Source organism: Erysipelothrix anatis, assembly GCF_009828745.1.
Taxonomy (GTDB): Bacteria; Bacillota_I; Bacilli_A; order Erysipelotrichales; family Erysipelotrichaceae; genus Erysipelothrix; species Erysipelothrix anatis.
Genome location: NZ_WTSX01000006.1, coordinates 127,889 through 153,229 on the forward strand (window position 1 = coordinate 127,889; position 25,341 = coordinate 153,229).

Below are 25,341 nucleotides of genomic sequence, written 5' to 3' on the forward strand. Positions count from 1 at the left end.
ATCGCCTCACCCTCTTGTTTGTAGTATTATTTTTTAAAAGTATATGTAACCATTCCATTCTCAAGGGTTGTAGACTTCATGATAAATTCGTACTGGTCTGAATCAAATGTTTCAAAAAGACGAATGCCTTTACCTAAGAACACTGGAATGACTGTGATAATATATGTATCGATAAGATTCTTTTCGATTAAAGGTTGAATGACACTGTTTCCGCCAACAATCCAGATATTTCCTACTGTTGCTTCTCGAATCTTCGGTAATGCAACGTCGACCGGTTCATTAAGGAATGTGATTGAATCAGTATTTGTAGATGGTTGATGCGTAAATATGTACGATTGAACATCATTATACGGATAATTATCAACGGCAAGCTCTGTCGTAATTTGCTTATATGTCTTATTCCCCATTACAACAGCACCAACTGTGTCATAAAATTGCGTGTATTGTGATGATAAAACGAGTGGAACACGAGTTAAATCTAGCCAATCGATTGTTCCAGATTCTGTCGCAATGTATCCATCAATACTCACGGCAATGTATAGAATAGTTTCTTGCATGATCATGCCTCCATTGCTTCTATTATACAAAAAAAGAAGTGATGAATCACTTCTTTTAATTATGCGATAAGCGTTTCTCAATAGAACCTAGCAAGAGATCAGAAAGAATGGCCATAAGTGCAGTTGGTATCGCTCCTGCCCATACAATTGCACTCCCATTCGAGACATTGATACCGCGGGTTATAATATCGCCCAAACCACCGGCGCCTATAAAGGTGCCAATTGCCGTTATTCCAATCGCAACCACCAGCGCATTTCGAATTCCCCCGATGATAATCGATACGGCTAAAGGTAACTCAACTTTGTATAGAATTTGCCATTGGGTCATTCCCATTCCTTTTGCAACGTCTAGCAATTGGTCATCAACATTTAGAACACCTGTGTAAGTGTTTTTTACAATCGGTAGCAAAGAATACAAAAAAACTGTCACAACGACTGTATTGGGCCCAAGTCCCATTCCAATCATTAATATTGATAGCATCGCAAGGGACGGAATTGTTTGAATGATATTTCCCAAACGAATCACCCAAGGTGCCAGTTTTCGATGTCGAGCAATAAAGAATCCCAAGGGAATGGCTACGAGTGATGCAAATAGCACACCGTATATTGATATTAGAAAGTGTCGAAGAAATTGTTGGAAAACAATTCCTCCGTTCGCAATATAGTATTCAATTATTTCCTGAATCATTTATTCACTCTCCTTTTTTGTCAAAAACTGGTAATCGGAACGTTGTACCAACGGTTTAACCGTTTTATCTTCGAAATAGTTATGCGCTTCTAAAAACTCACGAGCAACTACTTTGGGTTCGATTTTACCTTCATCAGATTTTTGATTCAATTGTTGCATCGTTTCTTGAGGGATAGCACCTTCAAGTTTAAGCATAATTGGCTCAAGTTCTGGATATTGCTCAAGCACAGCGCGTGATAACACGGGACTCGCATCATACGGTGGAAAGAGATTTTTATCATCTTCAAGTACAACCAAGTCATAGCCATCGATACGGCCATCTGTTGAGTACCCCAACACCACATCCATTTCGTTTACTTGAACGGCGTTATAAACTAGGCCTATCTCCATTGGGTACATTGTGCCAAAATCAAAACCATATTGAGTCTTAAAGTCAGCGTAACCATCCCCTTTGCGATCCATCCATGATGCGTCAACCCCTGCACGCAACGATGGGGCGAGTTCTTCAAGTTGGCTAACTTTGGTAATGTTATGTGTATCTGAAAATTCACGCGTTACCATAAATGCATAGGAGTTTGCAAAACCATAAGATGGAAACCAAACCATATCAAACCGTTCAAAGTAACCTTCACGAACTTGTTTGAGCGCATCCTGCGGATCCCTTGATGCCGGAAGTCCTAACTCACCTGTCAGTGAGGTTCCCGTATACATAGCTCCCGAAATATTCGCATCTTTACGACTCATCGCTTGATATATGAGCAGGGTTGATCCGAGATTATTGATAAGGGACACACGTGTTTCTGGTAAGTAGTGTTGTGTCATTTGACTGACAATTTCAGATAGAATCTGCCGTTCAGTAGTGTTACCACCAGCAATCACAATATCATTGTTACGAGCATTTCCACCTAAACCTGGAAGTGAACATCCTGTAAGAATCATAAGTGCTGCTAATGTTGTGATTATTTTTTTCATGTTATGCCCCCTCTCTAAGTTCTGAACCTGTTTGAGGCGATAACTTTATTTCTACTTTCTCAAGCAGAAGATCAACAATGAATGCAAGAATCATAATTGGTAATGTTCCGGCAATGATAAGATTGAAATCAAAATTATTCAGACCACTAAAAATAAAGTCTCCTAATCCGCCAGCACCAATGTATGATGCCAACGTAGTCCACGCCAATACATAGGTTGCTGATAATCGAACACCTGCCATAATTACAGATAATGCGAGCGGAAGTTGTACTTTAAAAATTTGTTGTAGGGTATTCATTCCCATACCCTTGGATGCATCCACGATGCCGGGGTTAACACCCTCCATCCCTAAAACCGTATTTCTAAGGATAGGCAGTAATGAATAGATGCAAAGTGCAACGATTGCCGGAACACGCCCCACACCCATTATTGGCACAATCATCGCTAGCAACGCAAGCGATGGAATCGTCTGCAAAACAGAAGCAATTGAAATTGTAAATTGAGCGAGTTTCTTATTTCGACTGACGATAACCCCTAAAGGAATCGCAATTAAACACCCAAGCAGGAGTGCAGCGGCGCTAATCAATAAGTGTTCGCCAATTTTCGAAAGAATCATAGGACCATTTTCAATAAAAAACATTAAGCAACACCACCATTCTGAGCAACAGCAGAAGATGCTTTATCTGATAATTCATCGTCTATTACTTCAAGGTCTTCTTGTGGTTCGTAATCCTTCCAGAATGCATCATAGACTGCTCCAACAACTGCCGCACGTGTCACAATTCCAACGAGCTTCCCATCGCTATCGACAACTGAAATATTTCGATGTCCTAATTCTTGAATGTAGTAAATAGCATCACGAATTGTCGTCGTATTATGGATATATGTTACTTGCTTCATGATAGTTTGAACGGCATCTTCGCGATTGTTTCGACGCATCAGTGCACGGATATCTACTCTACCAATTAGAACATTTTCATCATCAACAACTAAAATATCATCAACACGTGTTTGCTGCATATGACGAACTGTTTCAGCAATTGACACGGATGCATTTACTTTAATTGGCTTTATCATTAATTGTTCAACCGAGTTGTACTCAAATGTCGCTTGATGTAAACGATCTTCACCCACTAAGTTGCGCACAAAGTCATTGGCTGGACTCGTTAAGATGTCTTTGGGTGATCCTTGTTGAACAACCTTACCATGATCCATGACGACTATCTTGTCAGACAATGCTAATGCTTCATCCATATCATGAGTTACAAATATTATGGTCTTATTCATGTCACGTTGTAATTGCTTAACCAGTCTTTGCAGCGCATCTCGAGTAATTGGATCTAAAGCTCCAAATGGTTCATCCATTAGAATTATATCTTGATCTGCAGCTAGAGCTCTAATAACACCAACGCGTTGTTGCATGCCACCGCTAAGTTCAGATGGGTAAGCATCGAGTAGTTCCATTGGTAAATCGACACGTTTCATCAATGTCTCGGCTTTTTCACGCATTGTTGTTTCATCCCACTTCAGTAATTTTGGGACCATAACAATGTTTTCATAAATACTCATATGTGGCATCAAACCAATTTGTTGGATGACATATCCTATCTTTCTACGTAATGCTACCTCATTGGTTTTTTGAATATCTTCTCCATCAATGAGAATCGTTCCCCTGCTTGGGTCAATCATACGGTTAATCATTCGCATGGTCGTTGTTTTACCACTACCAGATGTTCCGATAAAGCACACAAATGACCCCGTTTCAATTTTTATATCTACGTTATCGACCGCTTTTTTATTACCGTATGTTTTTGTCACATTTTTAAATTCTATCATCATAAATCCCCTTCCAGTCTTCTGTACCCAATGTTACAAATCTGTGAATTGTGGAATTACTTGAAAATAAAACGCCTTCAAAATGTAAATAAAAAGAACATAATTTACATGTTCTTTGATTGTATGATTTGTAAAACACTGAATACTAATGGAGTAAGTATACCATTTTTACAGTTCAATCTCAAAAAGTGAGGGTTAAATGGTCTAAATGTATGCCTTCTAATAATCATTATGACCGCTTCAATCCTAGTCCTTAGATAGACTGAAAAAAATTGTTAAAATTTGTTAACTTTTCATTTAGGTGAATGATTAGCGACGAAATCCACCTTCACTTGCAATCACTTCACCAGTGATCCATTGTGCTTTTGTATCCATCAATATTGAAACTAGATTCGCAACATCTTGAGGAGTTCCCCAACGTTTTAATGGGAAGCGATCTCGAACTGCTTCAAAATCAGAACCGGTTGCGTAACCTGTATCCGTAGGCCCTGGATTGATAGCATTAATTTGAATGTTTGAATCCATCAAAAGCCGTGCTGTTTGCCTTACGATAGTAATTATGGCATCTTTTGAAATTGCGTATGATAGCTCATCCTTCATAAGTCCCAAGTATTGTCCACTCGTAAACATGACAATTGATGCCTGTTTATCTGATTTTTTTTGCTTAGTAAATGCTTGAATTAATTTGAGACCACTGACTACATTCACATCAAAATGCATTCTCATTTCTTCAGATGTAATATCCTCAAATGTCTCAGGCTTGGAGTAAGCATGACATTGAACGAGGCCTTGAATTTCTCCGAATTTTGAATTAGCTTCGTGAATGAGTCGTTCAGCATTATTGGGATCTGAAAGGTCACTCGAAGACACCATATCGACATCGTAACCTTGTTCTTGAAGTGACTTAACAAACAATTCAGTAAATGTCTGAGATGCATCGCTGTAGCCACCAACTAAACTATCAAATGGTGAAAACCCGTGAACAATAACACGGTGACCATCTGCTAAAAGTTGGCGCACGACCGACGGACCAATACTTTCTTGTCTGCTAACTCCCGTTACTATTATTTGCTTCATTGAATCTCCTTTTTTAACTACCACGTTTGCGGAAGACGCTCAAGCGCACGCTCAAAATCGATAATAAACTGGGATTCACCAAAAGTATTGAATTTAAAAAGTTTCGCTTGGCTTCCTCCAGTTGAAATTGCAACCAGATCAATGGTTGATCCATTTTGTGAAATCACCAATGTTAAGGAGATGCGATTGCTTCCAGTCATGCTATAACGCTCAAATCCTAAAAGATATGTATGTTCATTAACCTGAATATCTTCTTCTTGCGTAATTGACATGCTAAGTGCACGTGTCATTTTTTGAACAGACTCTTTAAACGTTACTAAATTACCACTTGTTTGAAATCTAAAATTCGCCATGATCATCGTTCCTTTCTATTTAAAGAAAAATGGAATTCCTGCCAGGACATACATAATCATGAAGAATAATGTATGAAACACTACAAATAATACACAGTTTTTCCATTCTCCTAGTTTTTCAAAATGATTTTTCAATTTGGTAAAAAATGATTTGATATGGATGACATCCCATGAGTTGAATCGTATTGAACGACCTAAATAGACACCAATTGCAACTAATAGATTCAAAATGAGTGCAGTCAACATGAATATTGATTGATGGGTCTTTGTTACAGTGCTCGGATCGTAGAAAATTAAAATCATTACTTGAATCATTACAATATTAACTAGAGTATTCACAATTCCTGACATAGCAAATGCCATCACCGAAATAATATCATACCAAATCGGTACTTTATCACCATCAACATCACGATGCGTCAAATTTAATTCGGTAATAAGATAACCTGAATTTGGTAGTGCCAACAGCCACACGAACAAACCCATGATTGCTGTGAACATTCCAGCATAACGGATAAATGCAATCCCCGAATATGAAGCAATGATTGCAGCTAAGAGAAAGATAATTATATCTACGACAAGAATCGCAAACGGTAATAATGATAATTTAAAGTTCCAAATCATCGGCTTAAACAATGAGACTCCATAAATTCGTGGTCTAAGTTTAATCGTAGTATATGCAAATATGTTGAGTAAAACAGCCGACAGAATTAAGCTAGATACGCCCATATAAGATCCCCCTTACAAGTAAAGTTATGAACTTATTGTATCACATTATTTCGTTTACTTTAATTGTATAGTATCTATGGATTGGGAAATCGTTAACCCTTTAGATTAATTGCCTTCAAGAAAATATCCATGTATGTTTCATCCTTTTCTAAGAAATGAATGAGGAGTGGCTCTACTGCTGTAGTAACGTGGTGTTTAGAAATTAAATCTTCAAGCTTGTTCGATTGAATTCTTACCTTGTACCGATACGATGTATTGCCATCTTGAGTTGTCATGGTCGGAGATTCTTCAATCGAAGTAACTGACCCCTTGATAAGTTCACGATTTAATTGCCTGTTTCCAATAATTGAGAACTTAATCTGCTGCTTCTCACTTATTTTGGAGCGATTCTGGCTCTCTACAAATGTTTCGATAAATGATTCCGTGTTCGTCCCATCAATAATTTCTCCAAACATCTGTTGAGCCTGAAATTCAGTTCCAACCGTAATTGGTTGATATAAGTGAATAATACCATTTTCAGGTGCTTTAATGGATTGTTGATCCATTTCTTTTTCGAGCGCGATCCGTTTCAAATTTAAACCCTCGGTTTCATTCATTATCTGTGTTTTGGCATGGCCTGATTCTGACAATAGCTGATAGTATAAGCTGTCAGCCTGAGTAAAGCTTTCGCTTTGTTGCTGCAACGCTTCCACTTCATTTTGGATCTGCTCTTTTTCCTCAAAGGTATTGCTTGCCATCGTGCTCAATTGTATCTTCTTCAAGTCTATCTTGTCCTTAATAACTTGCTTCTGATCTTTTTCTTGCTTTATTGTATTCAAAAAATATGCCACTTTGCCATAATATTCGAGTTGATATCCGCTTTGACTTAAATGATTATACTTTTGCTGTAAACTTGTAATGAACTGATTTACTGCCTCATGTCGCTTGTCCAAGTTTCGTAATTGCTCTTCAATTAGTTCAACATTATTGATATGACTGGATGCATCGCCTTCCAAAATTTTTACTCCTTTTTCAACGTAGTCACCATTTTTATAGTGAATTGACTTAACTTTGAGAGGGTTGTTCACTGATAGAATCTGACGATTCGATGTTGTGATATACCCTTGAGTAGAAAGGACTTTTGTAGGTTGTACAGTTATAGCTGCAATATAACCCGATAAAACAATAACACTCAAAATTATGAGAAGAAATACCGTCATCCCCTTCGGCGTTTGCATTAGTTGGATTCGTGAGTTTAATGCCCTTTTTTGTTTTTTTGTAGACATATTACAGCCCATCAACCTTTTGATTTTCAACAAGGGTTGCGTATCCTTGATGATTCTGAAGCAATTGATGATGTGTTCCAGTTCCGGATATCGTTCCATTTTCCATAAAACAAACTAAATCACAATGAATTACGGGTAAAATTTGATGCGAAATTATAAACATTGTCCTTTCTTTACTTTGCTGCATTAAGTACTCGCAGACAGATTTTTGATGCTGGCTATCAAGATTTGCCGTCGGTTCATCAAGAATATAAATGTCATGATTATGAATGAGTGTTCTAATTAATGTAATGATTTGCTGTTCACCTCCTGATAAATTTGATGCATTTTCAAAAAGCAATGTATTTAGTTTTTGAGGCATTGAGTCAAAAATATCTTTGACCCCAAGTTGATGGATCAAGTATTGGATTGATTCGACCGAAACTGCACGACCACAGCAAATGTTCTCTAAAATTGTTCCTTGGAAGAGTTGTGGCTTTTGTGGCATGTACCCAATTTTTGCAGTCTCTAAATCATCTACTTCGTCTAAACTATTAGTCGCTATAGACACACTCCCTGTCGTCGGTCTAATTAAACCTGCCAACACTTTACTCAACGTGCTTTTCCCAGAACCTGAAAGTCCAACAAGAGCAACTCTTGAACCTTTAATGACATTTAAATTTACATCTTTTAATACTTCTTTATGTTTTTGTTTCAGACCAATTTTTTCTATTTTAATATATGCATCTGACATATTCAGATTATGGTGTTCATAGTCTGCATCATACTCAGACAACGATGCAATTTCATCAAAACGTTCAAATGCAATTTTAGCCTCAACCCATCGCATCTGTAAATCAATAAAGTTCTGAATTGGTCCCATGAAATACTGGCTTAACGTCTGAAAGACTAGTAAATCACCAATTTTCAATGATCCATCCATAATCATGAAAGCTCCAAGCATTAGAAAAATAATACCACTACTTTCATTAATGCATCCAAGCAATAACTGTTGAAGGGTTCCCATCGCATGTTCTTTATGGGAAAGATGCGTAAGTTTTTCATAACACTTCTCAAAGCGATTAATTGCGTACTTATCAACTTTCATCGATTTAATAGTTTCAATATTCTGCAATGACTCTATCATGACTGAATTTACCTGACCTTGAGCACTGACTTGTTGTTGATTAATACGTTGGTATGGCCCTTTAAAGAAATAGATCAACAAAATATTAATAAATATGATTAAAACTAATGCCCCAAATAATTTGGGGTTCGTGTTTGTCATAAGCAAAAGTGCAATTGTGCCGATTATCACATCCACTACCACACTGATAGTCACAGTTCCAAGCGTATTAATAACACTGATAATATCTTGAAACCGTGTGAGTAAATCACCGTTTTGTCTTTGAGATATTGAATGTAAAGGAATTTTTAAAAGATGTTCGAAAAAATTCAAAATTGTCGGCACCTCAATACGGCGCATAAAATAATACATTCCCATGCTACGATATGCTCTTAGAATGGATTGAAATATTATACATATTACAAAAATAATTCCATAGACTGGAAGTGAGTTTTTCAAATCATACGGAATAATAGAGTCCATTACCAATTTTGGAAAGGTACTTGAGAACAGGCCTAAGATACTCATTACGATTGACGATACAATTAATAAGATAACCGCTGATAAATTTGGTTTTATAAGTGAGCTCATAAATGTATATATTGTCGTTTGCTCATGATAAATACGTGACTGATCTGATGCTGCAATTAGAAAGAGTGCATTTCCTGAGAATATCGCTTCTAATGTATCCTTAGATACTTTTCTAACACTCTTATCCCTAGGGTCAGAAATAATGAATTTATTTCGACGTGTCATTGCATGAATTACGATATAGTGTTCCGCAGCATTTTCCAAGTAAACATGAATGAGAATTGGATAGGTCAAGCGTGGAGTTAGTTCGTTAATTTGTGTTCGAATCATACATGTTATGAAGCCTAGTGATTTAAAATACTCGGAAATGAGATTTAACTGGGTTCCAGTTTTATCAGTCTCTACCGCATCCTTAATAACTCCATAACTATCACAAATACGATACGATTTGAGAATTGTACTTACAGCAGCCACTCCACAATCACAAGACTCATGTTGCTGCGTGTGCTTGAAACGTTTAAACATACTTCACCTCTTCTATAGGTTTAAGTATGTGCTAATCTTAGAATTTCCTATCCTATCTAAAAAAACAGCCAGAGGGCTGTTAGTCTTTTGTTGTGTGAATGGTAACTTTAAATGTTTTACCATGAGTATTGATTATATTGATGAGGTATTGCATGAGCAGTAAAAGCCAACTAAACGCGATGACAAAAGCCATCAATTCAAACGCTGTAAGTGAGAAGTAGTGGACTCCTAAGAATAGAATACACACAATTACCAATACACCTCCGAGAATATACGAAAGACGCAAGAATTCTTTAGATACACTTGGTAATAACCATTTAATGGCAATTATCAGAATAATAAAGAGATATACAAGATACCCCGCAACGCGATTGTGCATATTTTGATAAAAAACACTGTCATTGTATGGGAAGAACCCAACACCGCCAAGACATATTGCAGTTGCGATCAAGAGAAGTTTTAAAATCAATAAGTTTTTTGATTTTCCAAGCACTTCATACAAGAGCACGAAAACATAGTCAATCAATGCAATCATTAAAAATGCAGACAAAATAAGCGTTAAGTTAAATTGCCAACTACGTGTCGCTTCAGGAGTTCCGAGGAAACTAAAGTTGTACAACCACCATTGTTGGTCACGATTCGTAATCATAGCAACACCAACACCGCCAAGAATAATTGTAATTAATGAGCGAATCATTACCGTTGGTGTAATACTCAAGGCTGTATGAATCATTAAGTAGTTCACAACCCCAATGACAATCCCACCCATCAAGGATGAAGTATAGACATCAAAGGTCGCTCCGGAAAACAATTCACCAATGATCCAAAACCCAAACAATAATGAGACAACGAGCAGTAATGTAAAGGAAATCAATACCACGGGGTAGTTTCGCCAAAAAATCTGACTCGATAGATGCCCCATCTGGTTATTTTTATTTTTAGTAAAGAAATATGTAAAATTTACGACACCTGTTATAACACCCGTTATAATGACGACACTCGCAATTGATTTCATCCCCACCAAAGGAATTTGATGATATGGCATAAACACGATTGTCATCGCCGCCATCGCAAGTATTGATGCTACGATTACAGGAATCAATGGTACCGTAACCTTTTTTGCTAAACTATCTAACTGATATAATAAACCGGTATCGGTCAGTGTCACTGTAACCTCTTGGCCATCGACAAATTCGACAGTTTCCCGCAATGCTTCTGGAATTGGTAATCCCAAGTTTTTTTCTTTCATGGAAGAATCCCCCTATGTTTTTATAATACGATATTTTCAAATATATTTATATCAGTACCTTCACTATTTTTATTAATTTCCTAATAATTCAAGACAATTCTATGCCCAACATCATAATTTACACGAATAAGTGTGTTATTATGGATATAAGGAGGTACTATTATGACTTACATCAAACCGCAAGATGTTGGCGGAAGTGCAACAAATGTCCGAGTTCTTTACGATGGCGGCGCAGATGGATATGCCGTTGCGATCATAAATTGGAAAGGCTCAGATGTTTACGCAATGCGATGGAATGGTGATGATAACAAACCGGGAGGTTTTCCACTTTTCGGAAAAACGTCTCTTTGGTTTGTAATTCCTGAAGAAATTGCCTTAGATGGTATCAAAGGCATTATTGGTAAAGTCTACAGATAGAACCGCGTTTCTAAGCACACGAATCATTCGTGTGCTTTTTCTATGTGCGCATCCATAAATTGAACCACACGTTGTGCATATTCAAAACCTTTATTTTCATATGAATCAGCATGATCTGTATCTTCAACAATCCATAACTCTTTAGGACCACGTGTTGCTTCAAATAGTTCATAGACCATCGATGTTGGGACAAAGGTATCGGCATCTCCATGAATGAACAGAATTGGTTTTACATTGTTATTTAATTGATTAATAGCACTCGCTTCATAAAAACTGTATCCTACCTTCACTTCAGTCAATAAACTTGTAACAGGAATCATCGGAAACGCGGGCAAACTATACATATCACTAAGTTGAAATGACAACTCTGCATCAACAGAACTATAACCACAGTCTTCAACAATCACCTTTACATTACTTGGAAGATCAGATTCGCCACTTGCCATCATTACTGTCGAAGCACCCATACTCAATCCATAGAGTCCAATTTGTTGCTGTGAACCCAATCGACTGACGATTTCCTGTGTCCACTGAACAACATCCCGCCGTTCAGGCCAGCCAAACCCAATATATGACCCCTCACTCTCACCATGTCCTCGTGCATCCGCTGCAAGCACGTTGTATCCTACATCATGGAACATTTTTATATACTGTGTCATAGTTGCTGTACTATTTCCATAACCATGCGCGACAAAGATTGTTGAATTCGTTGCTTCCGTAGCTGCTATATATGTTGCCGACAACAATAAGCCATTGTCTGATGTAATCTTCCATGTTTCTAAATCTGTTGTTGCAAACCACTCGTTCGCTTCACGCCATACATCGGACACTTCTGAATCAATAAATGATTTAGGACCAATCTTGATTGCTTGTGCAAAAAAATACTCACCAGCACCCCAGAGTACGAGACAAAACATTAATACAACTGAGCTTACTATCGTTATTCTTTTTTTCATAATTCCTCCAATAGTTTGATAATCAAAATAATATTTAGGATAACATTCAATACGCAACTTGTAAAGTATATTTAGTCGTAAGTGTCTGTTCACCTTAAACGCTATTAAACACATCCTATTTTTGGTATGATTTCATTAGGAGGATTCATAATGAATTCACAGCTTGCACTTTTATTTGTCTATTGGATTATATATAGTTTTATTGGTTGGATCTTAGAAACAGTTTATTGTTCGATCCTCTCCGGAAAATTCGAAGAACGCGGTTTTTTAAATGGACCTCTGGTTCCAATTTATGGTTTCGGTGCCATGATTATCCTCGCTACTTTACTACCCTATGCTTTCAACCCGGTACTTGTCTTTATACTCGGACTGATTCTTACAAGCTCACTTGAGTATCTGACGAGTTACATCATGGAGAAAGCATTCAAAATGCGATGGTGGGACTATTCAGAAATGTTTATGAATATCAACGGCCGAGTATGTTTGCTTAATTCAACCATGTTTGGTGCTTTATCGCTCGTCCTAGTTGAATACATTCACCCTGTTATTGTAGATTTGGTTGCCAACATTTCCATTGAATACCTTAATTATATTGCGTTTACGTTGTTTGTAGTAGTCATTATCGACTTCATAGCGTCACTCCGAGCAACGTTGAACCTTCAAAGTCGCTTATTCGAGTTAAACAACATCAAGTATGAAATTGATAAATTGAAATCAAAACTAGAAGGTTCGTACGAAATTCGATTGAAAGAACTTAATACTTCTTACGATACCTTAAAGGCAACTCTTAAGTCACGTGAAGTTCGTCTACTTAAAGCCTTCCCACGTCTTAAAAGCGAGTCGCTTCAAGAGTTTATTGAAGATGTCCAAGACTTCTATCGCATTCGTAAAAACAAAAAATAAAGAGCTCAATCATGAGCTCTTTTATCGTTTTAATGCTTTAATTGTTGCCTCATCAAAAATTGTAACTCCAAGTCCATTTAAAGCATCGATCAAGACGTCAATCTTTACATTAAAATTTGCGCCTGTATCTTCAAACATTGCTGATGAGAACCATGTATCCCCAAGCAACACCATAACTTGTGCTACTTGCTTAGGATTTTTAATTGTTAATGAGCCGTCAGCATTTCCACTTTCAAGAAGCATTTCAACTTTTGGGGCTATTTGGTTAACCGTAAGTTTGAAAATTTCTACTAAAATAGCAGGATTCTTTTTTAAAAACTCTGCACCGACATCGTTACTCACCTGGCCATAGTTAGAAAATGCCTTGATAACAAGCGCTTGGAGCTGCTCTTTTGCAGTTTTTCCTTCAACATTTAAAAATTGATTGAAATAGTCACTATTCATGACAATCTCATGAATGACTGCAACTAGAATGTCATCTTTACTGTTAAAATGGTGGTAAATGGCCCCTCGTGTCAGCCCATTTAAGCCATTTACAATATCCTGGATTGATGTTTTTTCATATCCTTTTTCAGAAAAGAGCTTAATGGAAACATTGATAATATCTTGCACTGTCTGTTCAGAATCATATCTGTTTTTCATATTTATACCTCAATCATTCAATCAGTATTTTCATAAAGTGTACGATTTAATAATTATTTTGTCAATCCAAACATTTGCATAAAGAAAAGAACACAGTATGTGCAGTGTTCCTTTTACTCAATGCTAAATTGAAGTGCTTCAGCAAATTCTTTTGTATTGCTTTTTAACGTCTTCATAAAATCGAAATATGTTTCTCGTTTTGTCCTTAGACTATCCAATGCTGACGTGTCTTCTAAGTATTCTATCGCACTGTGTGCATACGTGATTGCATCTATATTAAATGCGATACTCTGATCTTTAAGCTTCTTTTTTAAATTTTTCGCATACAACTGCATTTCCGTTTGTAGCGCAAGAACTTTTTTACCCTTCTCAGATAAGTCTAATGATTCATTTTCAATGACTGAATTTGATTCAGCAATAAAGCGCTGCAATGTCTGCATAATATCGTTTTTACTCATTAATGGTCTCCTTCTTGTTTCTATTCAATGAATTGCCTATAGAAACTATTCAGGAACCTGTCTTATTGAGCCATCCACATCATGATTCATCGTTTACACCATCACCTCTTCTACATCTATTATACCACGAATAAAATATAAGTAAAAAAACACAGGTTAACCTGTGTTTATAAGTTACTGTTGTGCCAGATAAGCGTCAACTTCTTGGAGATACTTACCTTTGTTTTCATCACTTGTCCATGCTATTTCAAAGGCATTCTTGACAAGGGTAACAATATCCGTTTCTGTTAACGAAACTTTTTGTGCGACTGCATAAAGGTCATCCGAAACGTAGCTTTGGAAGTACGCTGGGTCATCAGAATTAACGGTGATTTTTACCCCTTGGTGTAAGAGTGCTTTGAGCTCTTCACCTTTCATATCATCTGTCACAAATCCGTTAGAAACTGGGCAACTGGTTAGACCAATGCCTTTTTCAATAACGTATGCAACAAGTTCTGGATCTTCCACAATATTTGTACCGTGATCAATACGATCAACACCAATTACATGAAGCGCGTCTCGAATATTTTGAATTGAACCAATTTGGTCAATATCACAATGCATTGTAATCTTAAAGCCATCATCTTTCGCCTTTTTGAAGACACGTTGGAATTTAAGTGGTGGGTTATCTCTTTCATCAGAATCTAACCCAATTCCTAGAATGCGATCCTTAAATGGTTGTGCCATTTCGTAGTGTTCAAAAGCGGATTCTTCACTCAGATCTCTTAAGAAGCACATGATTAAATGAGCTTCTATTCCGAGCTCTTTTGCATCTTGCGTTGCTTTATAATAGCCTTCAAATAATGTTTCAAATGAAACACCTCGAGCCGTATGGGCTTGAGGATCAAAAAAGACTTCAACGTAACGTACATTATGTTCTTTTACCTTGCGGAAATAAGCCATTGCAAGGTCATAGAAATCTTCTTGTGTTCGAAGGACTTCCATCCCTGGATAATACACTGCTAAAAATGATGTTAAATCATTAAACTTATAAGTCGCTTCAACATCTTCAATAGTTTTCGCAGCAATCTCAATATTATTTTTCTGAGCAAGCTTAAGTTTTAAATCAGGTTCTAAGGTGCCTTCCAAATGCAAATGAAGTTCTGCCTTTGGTAAACCATAGATGAATTCTTTTGTTGCGTGTGTCATTATTTCCTCCTGCGTCATTCGACGATCATTAATCCCCAATGCATTGAGGAGAAACAAGACACATTTCTTCCACAATTGTTGACGAATTTACGGTTCATCAGTAGAGACTGCTCTCCCATATTGAGAGCATTAAATTGGTTATTAATACAGTTATTATAGTAACTCCCAATCTGTTGGTCAACCCATCTGCAAAAAGAAAACCGTCTTCTATGACGGTTTATGGATTAACTTTCGACAGCTTCTATTTCTTTACCAAGAAAGAATGAAATTACTGTTCGGATAATGACAACTGCACCAAGCATCAAGATATCTTCGATCGTTGGATTTAAAATCGATTCAATAATATCAGCCGCAATGAGTACCTCTAAACTTAAAAGCACATAAGCTCCTAGATTTCGTTTAATAATATTGATAGATCGAAGTTCAACCTCATCACGATCGACGTTATTTTTAAGTGAAAATTCCACATTAATAAAACGAATGATTGCTTTGATTACCCCCAATACTAATATAAGCACAGAAATCGTATTTAGAATAACAATTAAGATATGCACGACTGTTTCTACCGTCATAGACTGCCCCCTTTGTCTTTATCTTTAGTGCTCGATAAAACTTTTGAAATCACTGCATATCCGGTATACACGACAAGCACCCACATAATCGTACTAAAGTACACTTTCGCTAACTGTGGCGCTAACAAATCAAGTATTCCCGCTACGATAAAAGCCAGTATAAAGATTTTTAAAACATTAGTAAGAGAATACCAGTTTCTAACTCTTTTTATTATGCTATCATGATTGAACATTATTTTACCTCACTATCGCCATTGTACCATGAATTTCAATCAACGTTTCAAAACAACCTCATATTTGACAATCAAAAAAGAACATTCTCATTTGAGATGCTCTTTTGGGCTTCCTTAAAAGTTCTTAGAGACTTTTTGAAGGTTGTTGTATCTGTCAGAAATTAATGAATACTACGTTTTGTTTTGTTGTAGGCAATCACATAAAGAATGCTTGCAATCCCAGCAAAGAATACGAGACTCTGAATCATTGGTGCAAAGTTGTAAGATGTCGCAGTCCAAACTGTTGGCATATCATTCACAAAATATGTTGTTGGCAATAAATTGGATATCCCCTTCATGATTCCTTTAAAATTAGATGTTTGAATTCCCATCATCCCCGAGAAGATCATGGTTGCAAAGTATAGGGTCATGCTAATTCCGTATGTTAAGCTAAATTTACGCGTTAGTAATGTAATGCTATATGCAATGACAAAGAGAATCATGGATATTATTGCAAAGAAAACAATAAATACAATGAAGCCAAAGATTGAAGGTGCACCAATGCCAAGTAGTGGGACAATAACAGCACTAAAGATAGCCAATGCAATTCCCATTGCAACCATTTGCGCAACAAACTTTGTTTTGAGTTGATTGGATGTTGTGTATCCAAACAATAACATCCGTGTTGTGACATCGTGTTCAATCTCTTGTGAAAACAATGCTGAGAAACCTACAAAGACCATAGCTAATGGAGACATCAACACGTTGGTTAGATACAATTGTAGTGCCAATGCATCTTTTGGAATAGCTTCGTTGCTGCTAAACATGTTATAGAAGAGTAATGTCATCATAATCGGAAACAAAATTCCGAAAATTATGGAAAAGATATTTCCAAATGTATTCTTTAGTTCATATTTAAGATAATGCTTCATAATAAGCCTCCAATGCATTTAAGTATAATAATTCAACATCCGAATCAGATCGAACATAATTAACAGATGCTTCATTAAGTTGAAGCAAAACTTGAAGTTCACTTTCTTGGTTTTCACAAACAACAGCCAGACGACCATTGGGTGCTTTACATGTTGTGAATGCGGATGCAATTCGCTGATTAGATTCATTGTCATCAAATATAATTACTGCGTGTCCGCAATATTTTCTGAAAAGTTCATCACGATCTCCATAATCGATAAATTGTCCTTTATCAATGATTAGTAGTTTATTCGTTAGACGTGACAATTCTTCAAAATAATGTGTTACAAAGACAATTGCTGCCCCTTTATCTTGATACCATGTTGACAATTTATCCATGAGGCTCATCCGTGTCTCAAAGTCCAACCCAGTCGTCACTTCATCAAAAAAGGTCAGTGGTGCATTTTGCATCAATACAAGAATTAGGGTAAAACGTTGTTTTTGTCCTCCGGATAGCTGTTTGTATTTTTTCTTTAGTGAAGCGTTAAAGTCGAAGAAATCTATTAATTCTTTAAGTTCTTGTGATTTCGAAATTTGACATTGCAGTACAGTTTCCATAATTGATTTACAGTTCATAGTGTCTACATAATCATTTGCTTGTAAGTGCACTGCCATTTCATTTACAGATGCATCACTTGTAATCGAACCTGTATAAGGTAGCAATCCGAGGCAAGCTTTTATCAAGGTTGTTTTCCCTGAACCGTTTGAACCAATAATCCCAACACGATCATTGGGACCGATTTCAATTTTTGTTTGTAAATCTAGGGCTTTAAAATCACCATAGTTTACGATAATATTTTCAAATGTAATCATTTTAATGTTGTCTCCAGTCTAGGTGTGTTACCACACTGTTTTCATAATTCTGAATGGTGATTGTCATGTCTAGGCTTTTTACCATTTGAGCGACAATGTATAATCCGAGGCCACTCCCCTTGTGGTTTGATCGATGATCTCTAATAAAAGGATCAAAAATATGATCAAGAATGTTCTGTTCGATGGTCACACCGGTATTTATAATTTTTATCTCCAAGGAAGATATGTAAATCGAGATGTTCGCATTATCTGGTGAATATTGAATGGCATTTTGAATCAAGTGATCCAAAATTGAATGGAACGTCGATGATTCAGTTCTTAAAGTGTGTTCACCCAATACAGAAATTTTTAGATTTTTTTGGTTGATAAGGTTGGTGTAATCAGCAAGAATGCTTTGAACAACCGCTGCAATTGCTTCTTCGGTATAGGGACTACTTTCCAACTCTGTCTCAAATGCCGATAACATATTGTCAATCATGTGTTTCATTGTCACAAGTTCTTGCTGCACACTTGGTAAGTGCTTATAGACGTCCTTATATGTTCCGATTTGATGAATCATACCATCAGTAAGTAACAACGCTCCTGATAGCGGTGTTTTTAATTGATGTGACGCATTCATAAGGAAAACTTTTTGACGTTCGCTTTGTAATGATAAAGACTCATTCGCACTGCGTAACTCATCAACTGATTGTTGGATCGCATCTTGCATTGAGTTTAGTGCATCTTCCAAAACTTTGTATTCATCATGTTGGTTTTTTTGTTTAAAACGAACAGTTTCACCGCGTGCATTATGAAGAGCTTGCTTTGCAAGCGTATCAATTGGTAATGCCAAGAGTTTTGTAAATAACGCAGCCGTAAACATTGCAAAGAAGACAAGAACCACAAGAATCATTGGCATACTTTGTAGCAAGATTGGCTTAAGTTCATTCAACTTTGGTGTCAAAGTCGTCGCCACTGTTACCAGAATATTCTCAGAGTTTTCAGTAAAACCAATATAATTTGTATAGTTCACTGAGTCATTTGATACTTGGGAACTCATTACTTGAATTGAATCCCCTTTTTGGTAAATGCGCTCCGAATCTACTTGAAATGATGTCCCAAAATCACGAAATGCATGATCAACAACTGTAAATAGTGCATCGTTATCAAAATTTGCACTGTATTTTGATAGATCGAACCCTGAAAAGTCGATTTCTGTTACAGGCTCACCATTTTTTATGGCTGTTGGAATCAATCGGAGTTGATCCATAATACTTTGGAGTGAATCATCTTTAACAACTATTGTACTTGATGAATAATTGGTACAAACAAGTAATTCATAATTCCCAGATGCCTTTGCAAAACGAAATGTAGCATTCATAACATCATGATTTTGTAATGCAATGTCACATCCGTTATTTTCTCGAGTCTGTTCAAGCGTCGTTGCTACGATATTAACATTTTGATTTAATTTGTGTTCCACATATAAGCCAGGAAGCATAAACATGAAATAACCAATAATTAGTAAGCCAACTGTTAGTGTCGTAAGGGCTGTATAGAGGAGTACCTTTGTCGTCAATTTCATAAATTCCCCTCCTGAAACTGATAACCTGCACCAACCACTGTCCTAACAATAGATACTGGTGATTTCTTCCGGATATTTTTGATATGGGCGTCAATGACCCGATCACTTACCAAATAATCATCCGGTGCAATAATATCAAGCAACATTTCACGTGTATAAACGCGGTTCTTGTGAGTCATGAGTGCTTCACAAATTAAAAACTCAGTGTATGTAAGTAGGATTGAATTGCCGTTATAAAGGACCTCGTATGACTCTGGATTAAGCACTAAGCCACTTGCAGTAGCCGAAGATGTCGACGCTCTACGGCGCATCAGCGCTTCTAATCGTTTAATGAGAATTACAGGAGAGAATGGTTTGATCATATAGTCATCAGCAAAGCCATTAAATGCTTTTATTTGTGATGATTCATCGTCCAACGCTGTAAGCATAATGCAACGCGTGTTTGCTGAGCTCGCATGAATCGCTTCTAAAATATCAAAACCTGTACCATGCGGTACTAGAATATCAAGAATCGCAATATCATAGGTATTGGTACGCAGGGCTTCACGAGCCTCTAAAACATCTGTAACACAATCTACATCATAGTGTGCCATTACGAGATATTCCTGCGTAACTTCACGTATATATTGCTCATCTTCTAAGTAAAGAATTTTAACCATGTTGTCCTCCTAAGGCTATTTAATCAAAGTGTTATGAATGTCGTATGAATTCGATGTGAATTTAAACATTTTCTGTATTTACGATGTAAGGATGAGAACGAAACCTTCTCATTAGTTACAAAAAGTTGGGCAACCAAAAATGTCCAACTTTATAGATAATAATCCGATTGCGCTTTAAATAGTTTCTGATACATTCCCGATTGTCTGAGCAAATTATTATGGGAACCGTCTTGAATAATTGATCCATTTTGAAAAACTAGCACTCTATCACTTAATGTACATGAACTCATACGATGTGAAACAAATAATGACGTCTTTCTATTAAGTAACGCAGTTATATTTTGATATATCTCGAATTCAGATCGCGGGTCAAGTGCAGATGTCGGTTCATCAAGAATAATAAGAGCTGTATCTTTATACCATGCTCTTGCAATTGCTAGTTTCTGTCCTTCACCACCTGATAATGAAATTGCATGCTCATATATGCCAGTAAGTGTGGTATTAATTCCTGCTTCCAATTTATCAACTTTATCCTTCAGACCAACAAGATTTAATGCTTTATGAACTCTATCTTGATCGTAAGTTGTCGTCATTGCGACATTTTCTGCAATTGTAAACGGATAGAGTGTAAAATCTTGAAAAACAACGGCCATTTTTTCCATATAGCTATCAAAAGATAATGTTTGGATATCCACACCATCGAGTAAAATTTTTCCATTTGTCGGTGTGTACAATCGACATAGAAGATTAATGAAGGTTGATTTACCCGCTCCATTTTCTCCAACAATTGAAATTCGCTCTCCAGCATTAATTATCACACTTACATCTTTAAGCGCGTAGGTGTTTGTTCCTGGATAAATAAAAGATACATTATCAAATACTATTTTGAAGCGAAGATCCCCAGTGGTGCTTAAGTCATGATTTTTCGGACCTTCTTTATTTAGAAATTCAATGTAATATTGCATATATTTTAGAGTATGTTCAGCAGTAGCTAGTAATGCTACCCCATAAATTAGAGCATCCAAGAGTTGTTGGAGAAAACCTGCATAAATTAGGATTGAGCCGATACTTATTGCACCTACGACTGCCTTCATAGCAATCAAACCAAATAAAATCGATGTAATTATTACAATAACGACTTGAACAAAACCTAAGTATCTTCCATTTGAGATATTCACATTTTTAAGAATTTTAAGTGTATCCAAGTTCCCCTTCTCGATGGTCTGAAAAACCATTTCGTCCGCATTATAAAGACGAACAGTCTTGCCACTTTCGTTATCCGTCAATAAAGTCTCATAATAATAATTCATTTCTCTGTTACCTTGACTAAGTGTCGCATATGCTTCTTCACGCTTACTCGCAGTTTTTTTATTTACGTAGTAGGATACAACTATAGGAATTATCAAAATCAATACTAATAATACTGTAAACAGTTTCGAATTCGTGAACATCCCTAATTGTGAAATCGTGTCCGTACGTGTTGCAAGCAATTGATACATCGCAAAAAATGTAACGATACTGCTCAATATAATCGTGAATCCTGTATTTACAATACTATCAATAAAATTAGTAATGCCACCTGTCATCATGTTCCCTTCCTCAGCACGTTGGAAATCAAGACGCGTTTGTGCATCCACTAAGACATCATATTTCATCGTTAATGATTTATTTATAAGTGAATCATCAAGTTGGAGATCAAGTTTAAATACTTCATTATTATAAATTCTCTTCAAGGTAGTCTTCACCAATGACAACAAAAATATGATACTGACAAACTTTAAAAATTCGATCCAAACATACAAGGTTCCTTCAAGTAACAAGTTTATGATCTGTCCACCAAAATATAAACTTACGAAAGGAATCATCACTGAAGTAAGCTGAGTTAGAACAGTAAGAACTAAAACTCTAGGATTAAGGCTATAGATAAGGTCTATGACTTTAAATAATGACTTCATGATTCATCTCCTCATAATAATGTCGTTGTAGTGCGAACATTGCTGCGTACTCTCCATCAAATTTTATTAAATCCTCATGAGTTCCTTCTTCGAGTATTCGACCTGAATTCAGTAAAATGACACGATCACAAAAACGTGTCGATGCGAGTCGATGTGATATAAAAAGAGAACTTTTACTCTCAGACAGTCTATTATAATCCTCATAGACACTCTGTTCTGCAATAGCATCCAAAGCTGCAGTTGGTTCATCTAGAACAAGTATTGGAGAGTTTTTATAAATCGCACGTGATAACATAATCTTTTGGATTTGACCTCCTGACAAATTTACACCATTCTGATGAACGTAATGGGTAAGATTTGTCATCAATCCATCCGGTAATGCATCAACAAGATCTATTAAGCCAGCAGCTGTAAGCGCAGCGATTGTTGCCTCTTTGTTGCTTATGGTTGAAAGCGATACGTTCTTTTCTAATGTTAACGCCCACAAATCAACATTTTGAAAAACAGGCGAAAAATAGGAAAAGTACTCCCCACGACTTAGTGTATTAATATTGACTCCATTGAGTGTGATTATACCTTCTGTAGGGCGAATAAGTCCTAGAAGTAGCTTAACTAACGTTGATTTCCCAGATCCATTCGCTCCCACTAAAGCAAGTTTATCTCCAGTATTCAGCTCGAAAGACACATTTGATATGACATTATGGTTGCTGTTTGGATAGCAATACGATACATTGTGGAATTCTATGTCAAAATATTCTTCATCATCCAAAGCGAAATCTTCACATAGAATTGTAGGATATTCGATGAAGTCTTTAACATCCGCAATATCCAAGCTCGAAAGACGAATTTCATGAATCGATCGTACAATTTCACGCATCCATCCATTTAAAGAACCCATGACAGTTAGAAAAACTGAAAATTCAGCTATTGTCATGGTTCCGATTAGGGTTAGGTGTATTAAAATCGTATAAACAAAACAATCACGAGCAAATATCATAATTGTTGATATAACTTGATTTCTATACTCTATTGAATTTGCTCTTTTGTTTATTGATTCGAGTTCATCGTTTAGTTCCTTTACTTTACTCATATAAAGAGATGAAACATTGTATATTCTTGCATCTTTACTATTATCAAGATTAACAGCCGCATATTTTAGATAATGACGTTGGGTTACCAAACTCAATTTTTTTTCTCGATTCTCAAGCTCAAAATTGATTGACTGGCGAAGTAGCAGTGAATCAATGATTCCTACCATTACGGTTACGATAAACGCCCAAACATTAAAGTAAGACAGAAAGAAGGCAAAAAGCGCAAAGGTAATAAGATTCACAAATAAATTTTTAGTGCTTACAAGAACTGACTGAGTACCAGAGGATACATCACCTACCCCATTATCAAGGGCACGCTGAAATAAACGATAGACCGACGGTTCCTCTATCGTTTCGAAATCAATCGTTAAGTATTTACGAGACAATTTAAGTGAAAAAACCAAAAGTCGAACCGCAATGTTATTAATTCCGTTTCTTACTTGTTGCATAACACCACAGTACGATAAAACTGCTAGAGTGGCGGTAATAATTATTAGTGACGGTAATGTACGATCAAGTGACATCGTTGTGCTAACATAGCCTATCAAAACTGATGGTATAACCGCAACAATTAAAGCAATTAGAACATTCAAAAAGATATCAGAAGCCAACAAAAGAAAAGTAATTGGACGCTCTGATCCTATCGTTTTGAAATAGTATATTAGATTATTTTCGCTTGCTTTTGATTTACTCATACCCCACCTCTACATGTATTATATAGTATTTAGATGGGTAATAGATATTTCATTTATTAGTGACCGCATAAAAAAAACAGACATTTTGTCTGTTTTCATTAAAGTGCACTCGAGAATACTTTAAGAAATCTTTTGAATATGGAATCGCGCTTATCAACAATAATCACTGACTTGTTTTCTAAGCGATCCCCATATTTTTCTGTTAGCAATGTTTCTGCTTCTTGTTCCATTTTGTGGTTTGCAACAAATTTTCCAACTTGTACTGCACCATATGTAACTCCCGCAACTGCGACACCTGCTGCAACATACTTAATAATTTTACCCGTATTGTTATGATGTTTACTCATCCTATTCCTCCATTTCTAAAGAGCCTATGCTCTATCTATTTCAATTTTAACACAGTTTTTACTGTAAAAATACACCTGACACGACAACACATCATACTTTCTTCAAACTCTCATATAAAACGATACCTAAATCATTAAAATAATAGGTATAGAATTATCATCTTTAAGTTCTTGCTAGGCCAAACCTGCTTCACTTTGATTAAAGAGAATTAGACGCGGCAATTCGTTTCTTTGATTATATAGTCAGGTACCAAAGACGTGCCGTTATCCAACGCTAAGCCCAGTATATTAGCTTCACATGCATCATCCCAACAAATGATTCGCGTCCCTTTTCATTAAAATGTCGGCATGTACCGCTTGAATAAACCATAAACCTGAAGTTTGGATAAAACGCCATTCTTAATCTGCAGAAAATGATTCAGGATCACGGTTATCCCAAATATACCAACAGATTGATAGTTACAATCGTTCCCATACAATTACTTCATTTCATCTTTTAATATTGCGTAATAAAACTCATCCCACCATGTGTCTTGGAACGGAATACAGGCAATATGGTGGGCTTCACGGCGCATATTGAGTCGTTCCATCAATTTCCAAGAACTAGAATTTTGAGGTTGAGCCGTTGCGATGATCCGGTGAAGGGCACGGTTAGAAAAACCATCCACCATAATTGCCTTTGCTGCCTCAAACGCATATCCCTGTCCTTGATACTTTTTATTAAACACCCACCCAATCTCGTAAGTATGACCTTGAAATACATCCATAAACGAAATATGACCAATTATCTTCCCTGACGATTTCAATTCAACCGGTAGATAATTATTCGTGTGTTCAGGGGCAACGATAAATTGTTGCAATTCCGACAGACTCTTAAACGTTTCTGGAATATAGTACATTGTTTCCTCATCCATCAGAAATTCAGCAGCATCCGTGACATCGGTAGCTACATAGTTTCTAATTATCAATCGTTCAGTTTCTAAGATTAGTTTCATCTAAATTTCTCATTT

General features: G+C 36.5%; 26 protein-coding genes and 1 riboswitch. Of the genes, 2 read left to right on the forward strand and 24 right to left on the reverse strand.

All coding sequences use genetic code 11. The features are described from left to right. Positions 1-26: 26 nt before the first annotated feature. The 11 genes from GVV19_RS06010 to GVV19_RS06060 form a co-directional block, all read right to left on the reverse strand. Positions 27-557 (reverse strand): dihydrofolate reductase family protein, encoded by a 531-nt coding sequence (locus GVV19_RS06010; RefSeq protein ID WP_159646320.1) that lies wholly within the window; start codon positions 555-557, stop codon positions 27-29. A 55-nt stretch (positions 558-612) separates the two neighbouring features. After that, complete coding sequence (locus GVV19_RS06015) at positions 613-1,245, reverse strand: ABC transporter permease (RefSeq protein ID WP_159638902.1); 633 nt, start codon at positions 1,243-1,245, stop codon at positions 613-615. Next, the gene (locus GVV19_RS06020; protein WP_159646323.1) at positions 1,246-2,217 is read right to left on the reverse strand and encodes an osmoprotectant ABC transporter substrate-binding protein; all 972 of its coding nucleotides are present in this window, start codon (positions 2,215-2,217) and stop codon (positions 1,246-1,248) included. A 1-nt stretch (position 2,218) separates the two neighbouring features. Further along, the gene (locus tag GVV19_RS06025) at positions 2,219-2,857 is read right to left on the reverse strand and encodes an ABC transporter permease (protein ID WP_159646326.1); all 639 of its coding nucleotides are present in this window, start codon (positions 2,855-2,857) and stop codon (positions 2,219-2,221) included. Beyond that, a complete protein-coding gene (locus tag GVV19_RS06030; protein ID WP_159646329.1) occupies positions 2,857-4,053 on the reverse strand; it encodes an ABC transporter ATP-binding protein in 1,197 nt (398 codons plus the stop codon). The genes GVV19_RS06025 and GVV19_RS06030 overlap by 1 nt, the downstream gene beginning before the upstream one ends. Positions 4,054-4,362: 309 nt before the next feature. Then, the gene (locus GVV19_RS06035) at positions 4,363-5,130 is read right to left on the reverse strand and encodes an SDR family oxidoreductase (protein ID WP_159646332.1); all 768 of its coding nucleotides are present in this window, start codon (positions 5,128-5,130) and stop codon (positions 4,363-4,365) included. Between the two features lie 17 nt (positions 5,131-5,147). Beyond that, positions 5,148-5,483, reverse strand: coding sequence for a DUF6054 family protein (locus GVV19_RS06040; protein ID WP_159646335.1), 336 nt, complete (start codon positions 5,481-5,483; stop codon positions 5,148-5,150). Between the two features lie 15 nt (positions 5,484-5,498). Further along, positions 5,499-6,212, reverse strand: coding sequence for a DUF1361 domain-containing protein (locus GVV19_RS06045; RefSeq protein ID WP_159646338.1), 714 nt, complete (start codon positions 6,210-6,212; stop codon positions 5,499-5,501). Between the two features lie 92 nt (positions 6,213-6,304). After that, positions 6,305-7,477, reverse strand: a complete 1,173-nt coding sequence (locus GVV19_RS06050) for an HlyD family secretion protein (RefSeq protein ID WP_159646341.1) — start codon at positions 7,475-7,477, stop codon at positions 6,305-6,307. 1 nt (position 7,478) lies between these two features. Continuing rightward, positions 7,479-9,638, reverse strand: coding sequence for a peptidase domain-containing ABC transporter (locus GVV19_RS06055; RefSeq protein ID WP_159646344.1), 2,160 nt, complete (start codon positions 9,636-9,638; stop codon positions 7,479-7,481). A gap of 79 nt (positions 9,639-9,717) precedes the next feature. After that, positions 9,718-10,887: a DUF998 domain-containing protein gene (locus GVV19_RS06060; RefSeq protein WP_159646347.1), complete on the reverse strand. Its 1,170-nt coding sequence runs from the start codon at positions 10,885-10,887 to the stop codon at positions 9,718-9,720. A 162-nt stretch (positions 10,888-11,049) separates the two neighbouring features. Between GVV19_RS06060 and GVV19_RS06065 the strand changes: the two genes are divergently transcribed. Then, the gene (locus tag GVV19_RS06065; protein WP_159640522.1) at positions 11,050-11,304 is read left to right on the forward strand and encodes a hypothetical protein; all 255 of its coding nucleotides are present in this window, start codon (positions 11,050-11,052) and stop codon (positions 11,302-11,304) included. A gap of 23 nt (positions 11,305-11,327) precedes the next feature. Here the strand turns inward: GVV19_RS06065 and GVV19_RS06070 are convergent, their stop codons facing one another. Continuing rightward, entirely contained in the window at positions 11,328-12,260 is a 933-nt protein-coding gene (locus GVV19_RS06070; RefSeq protein ID WP_159646350.1) for an alpha/beta hydrolase, read from the reverse strand. A gap of 150 nt (positions 12,261-12,410) precedes the next feature. Between GVV19_RS06070 and GVV19_RS06075 the strand changes: the two genes are divergently transcribed. After that, entirely contained in the window at positions 12,411-13,163 is a 753-nt protein-coding gene (locus tag GVV19_RS06075; protein ID WP_159646353.1) for a putative ABC transporter permease, read from the forward strand. A 21-nt stretch (positions 13,164-13,184) separates the two neighbouring features. Here the strand turns inward: GVV19_RS06075 and GVV19_RS06080 are convergent, their stop codons facing one another. From GVV19_RS06080 to GVV19_RS06135, 12 genes are all read right to left on the reverse strand, one after another. After that, positions 13,185-13,805 (reverse strand): TetR/AcrR family transcriptional regulator, encoded by a 621-nt coding sequence (locus tag GVV19_RS06080; protein WP_159646357.1) that lies wholly within the window; start codon positions 13,803-13,805, stop codon positions 13,185-13,187. A 113-nt stretch (positions 13,806-13,918) separates the two neighbouring features. Further along, a complete protein-coding gene (locus GVV19_RS06085) occupies positions 13,919-14,263 on the reverse strand; it encodes a hypothetical protein (protein ID WP_159640510.1) in 345 nt (114 codons plus the stop codon). A gap of 174 nt (positions 14,264-14,437) precedes the next feature. Then, on the reverse strand, positions 14,438-15,451 hold the full coding sequence (gene add, locus GVV19_RS06090) for an adenosine deaminase (protein ID WP_159646361.1): 1,014 nt from the start codon (positions 15,449-15,451) through the stop codon (positions 14,438-14,440). Between the two features lie 55 nt (positions 15,452-15,506). Further along, positions 15,507-15,608: riboswitch (purine riboswitch) on the reverse strand. A 67-nt stretch (positions 15,609-15,675) separates the two neighbouring features. Further along, positions 15,676-16,023, reverse strand: a complete 348-nt coding sequence (locus tag GVV19_RS06095; RefSeq protein WP_159638872.1) for a DUF1622 domain-containing protein — start codon at positions 16,021-16,023, stop codon at positions 15,676-15,678. Positions 16,024-16,417: 394 nt separating this feature from the next. Beyond that, positions 16,418-17,167 (reverse strand): ABC transporter permease, encoded by a 750-nt coding sequence (locus GVV19_RS06100; protein ID WP_159646365.1) that lies wholly within the window; start codon positions 17,165-17,167, stop codon positions 16,418-16,420. Then, positions 17,151-18,020: an ATP-binding cassette domain-containing protein gene (locus GVV19_RS06105; RefSeq protein WP_159640504.1), complete on the reverse strand. Its 870-nt coding sequence runs from the start codon at positions 18,018-18,020 to the stop codon at positions 17,151-17,153. Before GVV19_RS06105 ends, GVV19_RS06100 begins: the two co-directional genes overlap by 17 nt. A gap of 1 nt (position 18,021) precedes the next feature. Then, on the reverse strand, positions 18,022-19,584 hold the full coding sequence (locus GVV19_RS06110) for a HAMP domain-containing sensor histidine kinase (protein ID WP_159646368.1): 1,563 nt from the start codon (positions 19,582-19,584) through the stop codon (positions 18,022-18,024). Next, positions 19,581-20,243 carry a response regulator transcription factor gene (locus GVV19_RS06115; RefSeq protein ID WP_159646371.1) on the reverse strand — a complete coding sequence of 221 codons (663 nt, stop codon included), beginning with the start codon at positions 20,241-20,243 and terminating at the stop codon, positions 19,581-19,583. The genes GVV19_RS06110 and GVV19_RS06115 overlap by 4 nt, the downstream gene beginning before the upstream one ends. 149 nt (positions 20,244-20,392) lie before the next feature. Next, positions 20,393-22,198, reverse strand: a complete 1,806-nt coding sequence (locus tag GVV19_RS06120) for an ABC transporter ATP-binding protein (RefSeq protein ID WP_159646374.1) — start codon at positions 22,196-22,198, stop codon at positions 20,393-20,395. Then, positions 22,182-23,984, reverse strand: coding sequence for an ABC transporter ATP-binding protein (locus tag GVV19_RS06125; protein ID WP_159646377.1), 1,803 nt, complete (start codon positions 23,982-23,984; stop codon positions 22,182-22,184). The genes GVV19_RS06120 and GVV19_RS06125 overlap by 17 nt, the downstream gene beginning before the upstream one ends. Before the next feature lie 98 nt (positions 23,985-24,082). Next, positions 24,083-24,331, reverse strand: a complete 249-nt coding sequence (locus GVV19_RS06130; protein ID WP_159639090.1) for a hypothetical protein — start codon at positions 24,329-24,331, stop codon at positions 24,083-24,085. A gap of 479 nt (positions 24,332-24,810) precedes the next feature. Beyond that, positions 24,811-25,326, reverse strand: coding sequence for a GNAT family N-acetyltransferase (locus tag GVV19_RS06135; RefSeq protein WP_159646380.1), 516 nt, complete (start codon positions 25,324-25,326; stop codon positions 24,811-24,813). Positions 25,327-25,341 lie beyond the last annotated feature (15 nt).